At 70.0% G+C, this 12,129-nt stretch carries 11 protein-coding genes, 1 tRNA gene and 1 pseudogene; 5 read left to right on the top strand and 8 right to left on the bottom strand.

Annotated features, from left to right (window positions below):
- Positions 1-122: 122 nt before the first annotated feature.
- The 3 genes and pseudogenes from EV186_RS06285 (at position 123) to EV186_RS40905 (ending at position 2,767) form a co-directional block, all read left to right on the top strand.
- A complete protein-coding gene (locus EV186_RS06285) occupies positions 123-1,304 on the top strand; it encodes an MFS transporter (protein WP_133848082.1) in 1,182 nt (393 codons plus the stop codon).
- A 24-nt stretch (positions 1,305-1,328) separates the two neighbouring features.
- Entirely contained in the window at positions 1,329-2,333 is a 1,005-nt protein-coding gene (locus EV186_RS06280; RefSeq protein WP_133848081.1) for a cation diffusion facilitator family transporter, read from the top strand.
- Positions 2,334-2,440: 107 nt separating this feature from the next.
- Positions 2,441-2,767, top strand: a pseudogene (locus tag EV186_RS40905) (DUF3024 domain-containing protein).
- Between the two features lie 94 nt (positions 2,768-2,861).
- Here the strand turns inward: EV186_RS40905 and dcd are convergent.
- Positions 2,862-3,446: a dCTP deaminase gene (dcd, locus tag EV186_RS06270; RefSeq protein ID WP_133848080.1), complete on the bottom strand. Its 585-nt coding sequence runs from the start codon at positions 3,444-3,446 to the stop codon at positions 2,862-2,864.
- Between the two features lie 58 nt (positions 3,447-3,504).
- On the opposite strand from dcd, the gene EV186_RS06265 reads away from it, so the two are divergent.
- A tRNA-Gly gene (locus EV186_RS06265) sits at positions 3,505-3,578 on the top strand.
- Between the two features lie 82 nt (positions 3,579-3,660).
- Here the strand turns inward: EV186_RS06265 and EV186_RS40430 are convergent.
- The 4 genes from EV186_RS40430 to pdhA form a co-directional block, all read right to left on the bottom strand.
- A complete protein-coding gene (locus EV186_RS40430; protein ID WP_279538278.1) occupies positions 3,661-3,786 on the bottom strand; it encodes a hypothetical protein in 126 nt (41 codons plus the stop codon).
- Between the two features lie 552 nt (positions 3,787-4,338).
- A complete protein-coding gene (locus EV186_RS06255) occupies positions 4,339-5,733 on the bottom strand; it encodes a dihydrolipoamide acetyltransferase family protein (protein WP_133848079.1) in 1,395 nt (464 codons plus the stop codon).
- 9 nt (positions 5,734-5,742) lie between these two features.
- Entirely contained in the window at positions 5,743-6,765 is a 1,023-nt protein-coding gene (locus EV186_RS06250) for an alpha-ketoacid dehydrogenase subunit beta (protein ID WP_133848078.1), read from the bottom strand.
- Positions 6,765-7,970 (bottom strand): pyruvate dehydrogenase (acetyl-transferring) E1 component subunit alpha, encoded by a 1,206-nt coding sequence (gene pdhA / locus EV186_RS06245; protein ID WP_133848077.1) that lies wholly within the window; start codon positions 7,968-7,970, stop codon positions 6,765-6,767. The genes EV186_RS06250 and pdhA overlap by 1 nt, the downstream gene beginning before the upstream one ends.
- Before the next feature lie 461 nt (positions 7,971-8,431).
- Here pdhA and EV186_RS06240 point away from each other — a divergent pair, with 461 nt between their 5' ends.
- A complete protein-coding gene (locus tag EV186_RS06240; RefSeq protein WP_133848076.1) occupies positions 8,432-9,850 on the top strand; it encodes a M20/M25/M40 family metallo-hydrolase in 1,419 nt (472 codons plus the stop codon).
- Between the two features lie 192 nt (positions 9,851-10,042).
- Here EV186_RS06240 and EV186_RS06235 read toward each other — a convergent pair whose 3' ends face one another.
- Genes EV186_RS06235 through EV186_RS06225 form a run of 3 tightly spaced genes read right to left on the bottom strand, consistent with a single transcriptional unit; the run spans position 10,043 to position 12,122 of the window.
- Positions 10,043-10,696: an endonuclease V gene (locus EV186_RS06235; RefSeq protein ID WP_133848075.1), complete on the bottom strand. Its 654-nt coding sequence runs from the start codon at positions 10,694-10,696 to the stop codon at positions 10,043-10,045.
- Positions 10,693-11,313: an SMI1/KNR4 family protein gene (locus tag EV186_RS06230; RefSeq protein ID WP_133848074.1), complete on the bottom strand. Its 621-nt coding sequence runs from the start codon at positions 11,311-11,313 to the stop codon at positions 10,693-10,695. The genes EV186_RS06235 and EV186_RS06230 overlap by 4 nt, the downstream gene beginning before the upstream one ends.
- The gene (locus EV186_RS06225) at positions 11,310-12,122 is read right to left on the bottom strand and encodes a hypothetical protein (RefSeq protein WP_133848073.1); all 813 of its coding nucleotides are present in this window, start codon (positions 12,120-12,122) and stop codon (positions 11,310-11,312) included. Before EV186_RS06225 ends, EV186_RS06230 begins: the two co-directional genes overlap by 4 nt.
- Positions 12,123-12,129 lie beyond the last annotated feature (7 nt).

The raw sequence follows: 12,129 nt of genomic DNA, 5'->3' as shown, positions 1-12,129 counted from the left end.
CTCCCCGCACGAATTGGATCCCCGACACCCATGAGGCGTTCGAGCGTTCTGGAGGTTGTGCACGGTTTACATCGTGGGAAGTCCTTCCCGTATGGCAGGAATTTGGTACTACCGTGGCAACCATGGGCGGGCGACGGTGGTGGATCCTCGGGGTCGCGGTCCTGGCGCAGGCGACCGTCTCGGCCTTCACCTACGGGCTGCCGTTCGTGTTGCCGCAACTCCAGGCCGACGAACACCTCTCGCTGACCGGGGCGAGCACCGTCGCCGTGACGCCGGTGCTCGGCCTGCTGGCCGGGTTGATCGCGTGGGGCGCGGCCGCGGACCGCTACGGCGAACGCATCGTGCTCACGTCGGGCATGGTCGGCACGGGCGCGTTCGGGCTGCTTGCGTTGGCGTGCCACCAACTCGTGCTGCTCGGCGCGTGCCTCGCGCTGGGCGGGTTGTTCTCCGCGGCGATCAGCGCGGCGAGCGGGCGCGCGGTGCTCGGCTGGTTCAGCGTGAAGGAACGCGGGCTGGCCATGGGCATCCGCCAGACGTGCACACCGCTGGGCATCGGGCTCGCGTCGTTGACCATGCCGCCACTGGCCGCCCACCACGGATTCCGTGCGGCCATCGCGTTTCCGGCGATCCTGTCGCTGGCGGTGGCCGTGCTCGTGGTGACGATCGTGATCGACCCGCCGCGCCCGCCGGCCAAGACCGTCGAGCACACGCGGTCGCCCTACCGGCACGCCACGCTCTGGCGGGTGCACGCCGCGAGCGCGTTGCTGGTGGCGCCGCAGTTCTTCGCGAGCACGTTCGCGTTGACGTACCTGGTGTCGCGCTGGCACTGGAGCCCGGTGGCGACGGGGCAGGTGCTCGCCGCGGTCGCGGTTGCCGCGGCCGGGGGACGCATCGCGGCCGGGATCTGGTCGGACCGGGTGGGCAGCCGGATGCGGCCCATGCGCATGATCGCCGTAGCGGCCGTGCTGGTGGTGCTGGCGTGGGCGCTGGGCGACTGGCTGGGCTGGTGGCTCGCGGTGGTCGCCCTGGTGGCGGCGCTGATCGTGACGGTGACCGACAACGGCCTCGGCTTCGTGGCGACCGCCGAGATGGCCGGGCCGTACTGGGCCGGGCGGGCCCTCGGCGTGCAGAACACCGGCCAGAACGCGGTGGCGCTGCTGACCCCGCCGATGTTCGCCGCGTTGATCACGGCGTACGGCTACCCGATCGCGCTCCTCGTGTGCGCGCTGTTCCCGCTCGCGGGCGTGGCGCTCATCCCGGTGCGCTCCGAATCACTGGAACCGCTCGCAGTGACGCGTACTTGAGTTCTGTCCAGCACAATCGACGCCATGGCCGAGAAGACGGAGCCCGAGGGCGGCGAGAGCACGCTCACCGTGGTGCTTGCCGGTTCGGTGAACCTCGCGATCGCGATCATGAAGCTGATCGCCGGGATCGTCACCGGGTCGGCGGCGATGCTGTCGGAGGCGGCGCACTCGGTCGCGGACACGTTCACCGAGGTGTTGCTGCTGACGGCGTTGCGCACGTCGAGCAAGCCCGCCGACCGCAGGCATCCGTTCGGATACGGCAAGGAGCGGTACTTCTGGTCGCTGCTCGCGGCCGTGTCGATCTTCGTGTCCGGCGCCGCGTTCGCGTTCTACGAGGGGTTCCACACGATCTTCGCGGGTGGCAACGAGCAGAACCACCCGCTGCTCGGCTACATCGTCCTGGCCATCGCGTTCGCGATGGAGTCGGTGTCGTGGTCGCAGGCCGTGCGGCAGGTGCGGGCCGAGGCCGCCGAGGACCGGCGCTCGATGGGCGCCTACCTGCGCGACATCGACGACCCGACGGTGAAGACGGTGTTCTTCGAGGACACGGCCGCCCTGGTCGGCATCCTGCTGGCGTTCGCGGGCCTCGGGCTGCACCAGCTGACCGACGACGCGGTGTACGACGGGATCGCGTCGGTGCTGATCGGCACACTGCTCGCGTTCGTGGCATACGTGCTCGGCCGGACCAACAAGGGCCTGCTGGTCGGGCGCCAGGCCGACCCGCGGATGATCCGCTTGATCGGGCGGCGCCTGGCCGACCAGCCCGAGGTGGACGCCGTCGTCGACATCCTGACCATGCTCACCGGCACCGACAAGGTGCTGCTCTGCGCGCGCCTGGACTTCGACGATTCGCTTGGCGCGTCGGACATCGAGCAGGCGTCGGTGCGGATGCACGCCGAGCTGCACGCCGAGTTCCCCCAGCTCGACGAGGTGTTCCTGGAGCCGATGCCGCGCAGCGACCCGGCGTTGCGGGCGCGGGTGCTCGCGCGCTACGGCCCGGAGATCAAGCGGGAGCTGGACGAGCCGTGAGCAGGCGCGCCCGCTCGGCCCGCGAAAGGCAACAGCAACACCGAGGCCATGCGGGTGCTCAGCGCCACCTCGCCCGCTGGCTGCTGTGCACTGCGACCATTGATGTCATGGCCGTCCCGGATACCCACCTGCGTCAGATCGCCCGCTGGTGCGAACAGCGCGTCCCGGCACACGCACTGCACCAGGTGCGCGTCGCGTACACCGTGCGCGGATCCAACGTGACCATCCTGGAAGTCCGCGCGCCCTGGCGAGAAGACTTCGGACCCGAGTGGACCCGCTGACCGGTGGCACAGCTGCGCTACGACGGCACCCGCTGGCGGCTGTACTGGCCCGACCGCAACACCCGCTGGCACCTGCTGCAAGACGTACCCGCACACACCTCGCCCGCCGCACTGCTCGAGGTGATCGACGAGCCCAACCGCGCGTTCTGGTGATCAACCTCGCGAACCAAGCTTGACATTGAGGCGCTGGAAGCCGCGCCCGCGCGGCGATGCCTCGCCCGGGGCGGTCCGGGACACGCCGGCCAGCTCAGTCACGGCGGGTGTCGACTTGGTGGAAGTTGAGGTAGGCGCGCGAGGGCGTGGGGCCGCGCTGGCCTTGGTAGCGGGAGCCGGCCTGCGCGGAGCCGTAGGGGAACTCGGCGGCGCTGGTGAGCCGGAAGAGGCAGAGCTGGCCGATCTTCATGCCGGCCCAGAGGGTGATGGGCAGGTTGGCGACGTTGGAGAGTTCCAGCGTGATGTGGCCGGTGAAGCCGGGGTCGATGAACCCCGCGGTCGAATGGGTCAGCAGCCCGAGGCGCCCCAGACTGGACTTGCCCTCGAGCCGGCCGGCCAGGTCGTCGGGAAGCAACACCGATTCGAACGTCGACCCGAGCACGAACTCGCCCGGGTGCAGCACGAACGGCTCGTCCTGCTCGGTCTCGACGAGGGAGGTCAGGTCGTCCTGCCGCTGCCGCGGATCGATGTGCGTGTAGCGCGTGTTGTTGAAGACCCGGAAGAACCGGTCCAACCGAACATCGATGCTCGACGGCTGCAGCATGGCAGGGTCGAACGGGTCGAGGGCCAACCGCCCGGATTCCAGCTCCTTGCGCAGGTCGCGATCGCTCAACAGCACGCCGCTAGCCTAGCCACGAAGCCGTTGTGTAGGCTGTGCGGCGCACTGATCGTGCAGCGCGGATGTAGTTCAATGGTAGAACATCAGCTTCCCAAGCTGAATACGCGGGTTCGATTCCCGTCATCCGCTCCAGACGACAAACCCCCAGGTCAGAGCGCTAACGGCGCCGACTCGGGGGCTTCGTCGTTCTAGATCAACTCTCGCCACGTGCCATTCACGTGCCATTGCGGTGCCGGTCGACCAGCTCCGAGAGCCGGTCCGCGATCCGCTCGTCCGCGTCGCTCGTGGCCCGTTGGTAGATCAACGCCGCGCGCATGTCGTCGTGCCCCATCCGCGCCATGAGGTCCTTGGTCGAGGTGCCCGCCTGCGACGCCCAGATGTTGCCCGCGTGCCGGAGGTCGTGGAAGTGCAGCGGCGAGGCCCATCTTCGCCACCAGCTCTGTCCACTTCACGCGCTGGCTGAAGTTCGGCCGCCGAACCGCGTTGCCGCCCCGCTCACCGGTGAACAACAAGGCGGTCTGTGCCTCCCTGACGTAGGTGTCGAGGTGCTGGACGATCTCCGGCTGGATGGCGGCAGGCACGATCAGCTCTCGCACGCCTGCCCGCGACTTCGGCGGACCTGCGAGCAGCCCACGCCGCGACCCTCGATGGTCGCGGTGTACCCCGATGGTCAGTTCCAGGATATGCGCAGCCCGAAGCCATCGCCGGAGTCCGCGATGGGAGGAGGCGTAGCCAGGCGACGCCGATCGGCTTGGTGACGTCCACCGCGATCATGCCGAAGCCGCCGAGCGGGGCCAGCCGACGACGTAGTGACTGTTGTGAGCGCGCCCGCCGAGATCAACGAGAAAGCGCCCGCGAGCCACGGCTCGCGGGCGCTTTCGACCGTCAACACTTACAGCGTGAACGCCATCCCCGGGTCGGCGAGCAGGGCGCCGACGTCGGCCAGGAACTGCGAACCTTGCTGGCCATCGACGATGCGGTGGTCGAAGCTCAGCGCCAGTTGGCAGACCTTGCGCACCTTGATCTCGCCGTCCACCACCCAAGGCGTGTCGCGGATGGCGCCGAACGCCAGGATCGCCGACTCGCCCGGGTTGATGATCGGGGTGCCGGTGTCCACGCCGAACACGCCCACGTTGGTGATCGTGATCGTGCCGTTGACCAGGTCCGCCGGCGGCGTCTTGCCGTCGCGGGCAGTCGTCGTCAGCTGGTCGAGGGCCTCGGCCAGCTCACGCAACGACATATCCTGCGCTTCGCGGATCTTCGGCACCATCAAGCCCCGCGGGGTGGCCGCGGCGATCCCGAGGTCCACATAGGACTTGTAGACGATCTCGCCCGCGGCGTCGTCCCAGGTCGCGTTGACGTCCGGGGTGCGCTTCACCGCGAGGCACAACGCCTTGGCGCAGAACGCCAACGGCGTGATCCGCACGCCGCTGAAGTCCGGGTGGTTCTTCAACCGCGCCCGCATCTCCATCATCGGCGTCACGTCGACGGTCAGGAACTCCGTCACGTGCGGGGCCGAGAACGCGCTCGACACCATCGCCTGTGCGGTCGCCTTGCGGACGCCCTTGATCGGCACCCGGCGCTCGCGCTCCCCGGCGACGACGCGTGCCGGAGCCGGAGCCGCCGCCTCCTGCGCAGGCGCGGAAGCCGCGCGCTGCACGTCATCCCGTGTGATCACGCCGCCCTCGCCGGAACCGGTCAGGGACCGCAGGTTCACGCCGAGGTCCTTGGCCAGCTTGCGCACCGGCGGCTTGGCCAACGGCACGTACTCCACCGGCTCCAGCAACGCCGCCGGGGTGTCCGGCACCATCGGCGCGGTCTGCATTTCGACCGGACCGGCCTGCCGCGCGAACGCCGCCTGCACGCCGCCCTGCGCCACCGCGCCGTCGGGCTGCTCCGGCACGGCCGGGCCCTTGCGCGGGCGCCGCTTGAGGCTGACCGCCTTGGAGCCGTAGCCGACCAGCGGCTTCATCTCCTCCTCGGCCGGGGCAGCCGGAGCTGCGGCGGCCGGAGCCGGAGCCGGGGTCGCAGCGGCTCCGCTGGGGTCGACGTCGATGGTCAGGATCGGCGTGCCGACCGCCACCTCGTCGCCCTCGTTGACGTGCAGCTCGGTCACGACACCGGCCCACGGGCACGGCAGCTCGACCGCGGCCTTCGCCGTCTCGATCTCGACGATGATCTGGTTGACCACGACCTCGTCACCCGGCTTGACCCGCCAGGACAGGATCTCCGCCTCGGTCAGGCCTTCGGCGGTGTCGGGAAGGGGAAAGCTCTTGAACTCAGGCATCGAACTCCCTCACCACGCCAGCGAGCGGTCGACGGCGTCGAGCACCCGGTCGAGGTCGGGCAGGAAGTGCTCCTCGAGCTTCGCCGGCGGGTACGGCACGTCGAAGCCGGTCACCCGGATCACCGGGGCCTCGAGCGAGTAGAAGCACTCCTGCTGCACCTTGGCCGCGATCTCCGAGGACAGCGACGACTCCGACGGCGCCTCGGTCACCACGACCAGCCGGCCGGTGCGGCGCACCGACTCGTAGACCGGCCCGAGGTCGAGAGGGGAGAGCGTGCGCAGGTCGATGACCTCGAGCGTCTTGCCCTCCTCCTCGGCCGCGGTCGCCGCGTCCAGGCATACCTTCACCGAAGGGCCGTAGGTCGCGATCGTCGCCGTCGTGCCCTGGCGGACCGTGCGCGACTGGAAGAGCGGCTCGGGCGTCGCGGTGGTGTCGACGTCGGCCTTGAGGTTGCCGGAGTGGTAGAGCCGCTTGGGCTCGAAGAACAGCACCGGGTCGTCGCACTGGATGGCCTGCTGGATCATCCAGTAGGCGTCCACGGCGTTGGAGCACGTGACCACGCGCAGACCGGCGGTGTGCGCGAAGTACGACTCCGGGGACTCCGAGTGGTGCTCGACCGCGCCGATGCCGCCGCCGTAGGGCACGCGGATGACGATCGGCACGTTCACGCGGCCCTGCGTGCGGGTCCGCAGCTTCGCCACCTGGGACACGATCTGGTCGAACGCGGGGAAGATGAACCCGTCGAACTGGATCTCGCAGACCGGCCGGAAGCCGCGCACGGCCAGGCCGACCGCGGTGCCGACGATGCCCGACTCGGACAGCGGCGTGTCGAGCACCCGGTGCTCACCGAAGTCCTTCTGCAGACCGTCGGTGATGCGGAAGACGCCACCGAGCTTGCCGACGTCCTCACCCATGACGATGACCTTCGGGTCGGCCTCCATGGCCGCCCGCAGGCCCAGGTTCAGGCTCTTGCCGATGGTCAGCTTCTGCACGGTCGGCGTCGTGTTGGTGTCCATGACCGGGGTCGCCATCAGCGCTCGCCTCCCTCGAAGCCGGCCGAGTAGGCCAGGAACTCGTCGCGCTGGGCGTCGAGCGCCGGGTTCGGCTCGGCGTAGGTGTTCTGGAACATCGACTCGAGCGGCGGGTCCGGCATGTTGACGCAGAACTCGCGCAACTCGTGGGCCAGCTCGTCGGAGTCGGCCTGGATCTGGTCGAAGAACGCCTGGTCGGCCATGTCGTGGCGGACGAGGTGGACCCGGACGCGCTCGATCGGGTCCTTGAGCTTCCACGTCTCCAGCTCGTCGGAGAGGCGGTAGCGGGTCGGGTCGTCGGTGGTGGTGTGCGCGTCCATGCGGTAGGTGAACGCCTCGATCAGCACCGGGCCGTTGCCGAAACGGCACTCGTGCAGGGCCCAGCGGGAGACGGCGAGCGTGGCGAGCACGTCGTTGCCGTCCACGCGGATGCCGGGGAAGCCGTAGCCGCGGGCGCGCTGGTAGAGCGGCAACCGGGACTGGCGCTCGGTCGGCTCGGAGATGGCCCACTGGTTGTTCTGGCAGAAGAACACGAGCGGGGCGTCGTAGACCGCGGCCCAGACGAAGCCCTCGTGCACATCGCCCTGGCTGGTGGCGCCGTCACCGAAGAAGCAAACGGTTGCCTCGCCGTTGTCGTCGCCGACCTTGCCCTCGAAACGCTGGCCCATGGCGTAACCGGCGGCGTTGAGCACCTGGTTGCCGATCACGATCGTGTACGGGTGGAACCGCGTGGCCTGGGAGTCCCAGCTGGAGTTGTCCGTGCCGCGGAAGATGCCGAGCAGCTCCTGCGGCTTGATGCCCTTGCACCAGGCGACGCCGTGCTCGCGGTAGCTGGGGAAGACCATGTCGGTCTGGCGCAGCGCGCGGCCGACGCCGATCTGCGCGGCTTCCTGGCCGAGCAGCGGCACCCAGATCCCGAGCTGGCCCTGGCGCTGCAACGCGTTCGCCTCGCGGTCGGCCCGGCGCACCAGGACCATGTCGCGGTAGAGGTTGCGCAGGTCGTCGGCGGTGACGTCCTCGACCCACGGGTCGAACCGCTCGTCGTGGACTCGTTCACCCTCGGGGGTCATCAGTTGAACGAGGTCTGGCCCGCCCTCGCTGGTAGCCCGCAAACCTGCGATCACCTGCTCCTTGGTGGGGGCGGCGGCCGTGGCCGGTGGTGCTTCGCCCGGTTCGGGGTGCGTCCACTGTTCTGGGGACGACATGCGCCTTCTCCTATGCGTTGTCGAGGCCGTTGATCACTTGTGATGACCGATCGCGGCCGCGCCGCCGGCCCTGGCGCGCCCGTGGATGAGGCCGGCCGCGGACCGTCGGCACTGACGGTTCGTCGTCTCACATCCTGACATGACTGGGGCCGTGCAAGTCAGCACCGAACGTCGGAACGTTACCCACAACCGGCCGCTGAACTGGGAAAACCGTTGGACGGCCGATGGTCGGTCGGCAGACCGACGTCCGGTGAGGGGATCGCTGCGCGCTGTGATCCGGGCAGTTCACGACCGTTTACCAACGGTACTCGTGGATCACCACGAAGCGGTGAATCGGACACTGCAAACGGGCTAGGCCGACTACTCCGGGGTCGTTGTGATGTGTGTCACTGACCACCGGGCAGCGGTGTGCACCCCATTGCTGTTCCCGGGATCGACGTCCCCAGTGGCAGGATCGCGGGGTGGACAAGACCGTAGCGAGTGAGCACGTCCGGCGGGTGTGGGACGCGGAGATCCTGCCCAGCCTCTCGGACCTGGTAGCCATCCCCGCCCTGTCGCCCAGCTTCGACAAGCAGTGGGCCGAGCACGGCCACCTCGACGCCGCCGTCGCGCACGTGCGTGGCTGGCTCGAGGCCCGCGACCTGCCGGGTGCGTCGGTCGACGTGGTGACGTTGCCCGAGCGCACGCCCGTGCTGCTGCTCGACGTGCCCGCTTCGGGCGACGCCGAGGGCACCGTGCTGCTCTACGGGCACCTGGACAAGCAGCCGCCGGTCGGCGGCTGGGGTGAGGGCCTCGGCCCGTGGACGCCGGTGCTGCGTGACGGCAGGCTCTACGGCCGCGGCGCCGCCGACGACGGCTACGCGGGATACGCGGCCACCGCGGCGATCGAGGCCGTGCGCGCGGCCGGCGGCGCGCACGCCCGGTGCGTGGTGCTGCTGGAGACCGGCGAGGAGTCGGGCAGCCCCGACCTGCCCGCGTACCTGGAGCACTTGGCCGAGCGGCTCGGCGACGTGTCGCTGGTGGTGTGCCTCGACTCGGGCGGCAACGACTACGAGCGGCTGTGGCTGACCACGTCGCTGCGCGGCCAGGTCGGTGCCGACGTGACCGTGCGTGTGTTGCGGGCCGGGCAGCACTCCGGGCTGGCGAGCGGGATCGTGCCCAGTTCGTTCCGGATCCTGCGTGCGCTGCTCGACCGGCTCGAAGACTCGGGCACCGGTCGCGTGCTGATAAACGAGATGCACGTCGAGGTGCCGCCGGAGCGGCTGGACGAGGTGCGGGCCGCGGTCGAGGCGGCGCCGGGCGCCGTGCGTGACGCGTTCCCGCTGGTCGAGGGAATGCGCCCGGTCAGCGACGACGAGGTCGAGCTGGCGCTGAACAACTCGTGGCGGCCCACGCTGTCGATCATCGGCGCGTCCGGCATGCCCGAACCGGCCGACGCGGGCAACGTGCTGCGGCCGTTCACCACGCTGTCGATCAACTTCCGGCTGCCCCCGACGGCCGACTCGCACGCGGCCCTGGAGGCCGTGCGCAAGGCGTTGACCGTGGACGTGCCCTACGGCGCCCAGGTCGAGATCGACCAGGCCGAGGGCACGGACGGCTGGAACGCGCCGACGCTGGCGCCGTGGCTGCGCGAGGCGTTGGACGGCGCGAGCGAGCAGATCTTCGGTTCGCCTTGGCGCGCGGTGGGCCTCGGCGGGTCGATCCCGTTCATGGGGTTGCTGGCGGAGAAGTACCCGAACGCGCAGTTCGTGATCACCGGCGCGCTGGGCTCGGACAGCAACGCCCACGTCCCGGACGAATGGCTTCACGTGGAACACGCCACGCGCGTGACGACGGCCGTCGCGCACGTGCTCGACGCGCACGCCCGCTCGGGCTCCTGAGCCGCCGAAGTGGGTCCGGTCTTCGCGGACCGGACCCACTTTTCCACAGGCACCCGGTTGTCCACAGATCCGCGCCGAGCGCCCCACACCCCACCTGACCTCGATAGACTGGTGTCAGGGGTGCCCCCGGGAAGGGCGGGGGCTGTCTTCGCGCGCGCGAGGTTTGTGTGGGCGCGGGGAGCGATCTTGGCCTCAGGCGAGGGCGCGCAATGCCTGGCGGCAGAGGTGGTCGGCGCGCCTGGTGGTTTCCGGCTGCCGGTGGTGCGCCGCCAAGCGCAACACCAACTCGCAGGCGCTCTCGAGGTCGATCAGGTGCCCGATCGACACGAACACCGGCTTGACGCCGTCCTGTGTGCGCAGGGCCCGCCCGACGACGGCGCCCTCGTGCTCGACCGGCGACCAGTCGCCACGCCGCGGGCCCGGCTCCTCGTACGAACCGAACGCCGACTTGGCCACGCCGACGGTCACCGCGCCCGTCAAAACCCCGAGGTGACAAGCCAACCCGAATCGGCGCGGGTGGGCCCGGCCGTGCCCGTCGCACACCAGCACGTCCGGCTTCGTCTCCAGCTCGTCGAGGACCGCGCGCACCGAAGGCAACTCGCGGTAAGCGAAAAGCCCTGGTACGTAAGGGAAGTCGGTGCTACCGGCAACGACCTTGCTCTCCACAGTGGACAACGTCTCGACGTCCACCACGCACGCCGCCGCAACCAGGCGGTCGCCGTCGTAGGCCACGTCCAGCCCGGCCGCCGTCCGCGGCGCGAAACCGTCGGGGGCGTGCTCGATCACCAAGGACCGCAACGCGAATTGCTCGGCGATCGCTTCGTCCACTCGGGACGGATCGGTCACTCGGTGACCTCGATGCGGATCCTCGTGCCGTCCGGGACGTCGTGGATCTGCTTGGCGATCGGGCCACGCACGCGCATGGCCTTGGCCGCGTCGCTGACGATCAGGTTGTCGAAGGCCACCTCGCCGCCGAGGATGATCAGCTGCCTGGGCAACAGCCGCTCGTGCGGGGCCAGGGCGCCGTTCGTCTTCTGCCACGCGTGCGCCAAACCGTTGGTGGCGTTGACATCCTGGTCCTTGGCCAGCCATGCGGCCCAGTCGCCGAGGGTCGGGCCGATTACCTTGTACGTCGCGTCCTCGGGGTCGAACGCCACGACCTGGTCCTGGTGGACGGCGAACTGCGTGCCCAGGATGTCCTGGCCGAAGCAGAAGAAGTCGTCGGCGAGGCCTTGGTAGTGCGACTTCCAGAGCTGGGTGGAGTTCCAGTTCAGCACGTCGTAGCCCGCGCCCTCGTCACCCGCGCGGAAGACGTGCACGCCCGCGTTGTAGGCGAAGAACCCGTTCATGGCGCTCAGGAGCCGGGCGAGTTCGGCCAGCGGGCCCTGCTCGACGCCGAAGTCCACATCCACCGTCGGCCCGAGTGGCCCCTTGGCCCGCTGCAGCAGGTCGACAACGCTCATGGGGTACCTCCAAGCTCGCGCGGGGTGTCCAGCACGTCGATCGCGCGTTGCGGCGTGATCAGCGAGAACAAGTCGTCGTCTATCAGCAGTTCCACCGGCGCCACGGTGAACCGGTCCACCGGGAGCCAGCGCGGCAGGTGCTCGGCGATCAACGCCCACGCCGTGTCCGGCGAACCCGATCGGGCCTGCCACGACGCGAGCGCCAGCACCGGGAAGAGGTCCGCGACCGCGACGCCAGGGAACGCCTGCCGGATCGCCAAGGCGAGCCGGAACCGGTTGCGCACCAACGCGTTGCGCAGTTCCTTGGCCGCGGTCTCCGGCGTGATCACGCTGAGCAGCGCGGCGCTTTCCTGGTGCGGCAAGTCCTTCGCGCTCGGCGCCAACGCCGTCGGCAACGCCAACCGCACCGCCCGCCCGGCGGCGAGGTCTGCGGCCGCGTCGGCATGGGCACGCAACGCCATGGCGGTCGGTCCCTCGGCCGACTCGAGCAGCCGCAGGAACGTGCTCGCCACCGCGTCCGGGTCGGACACCTGGGTGCCCGCGCGCAACAACAGCCCCGCCTGCGAGTGCATGACGTTGCCCGCATGCAACGGCTCCGGCCACTCGGCGAGGGTGAGCTCGGTCAGCTCCGCCACCCGAGGCCAGTCGCCTCGGAACGCGGCGAGCTCGGCGAGCGGCACGGCGGCGATGCGCACCCCGTCGTCGACGGCGGCCGCCAACGCGCCCACGCGGTCGCGCCAGGCTCCGGCCCGCACGTCGATGCAGGCCAGGCGCACCTCTTCGATCCGCTCGTCGCCGGCGTCACCCACGCCAGCA

It is taken from the genome of Labedaea rhizosphaerae (assembly GCF_004362825.1).
Taxonomy (GTDB): domain Bacteria; phylum Actinomycetota; class Actinomycetes; order Mycobacteriales; family Pseudonocardiaceae; genus Labedaea; species Labedaea rhizosphaerae.
This window is presented reverse-complemented; position numbering and strand designations above follow the sequence as displayed.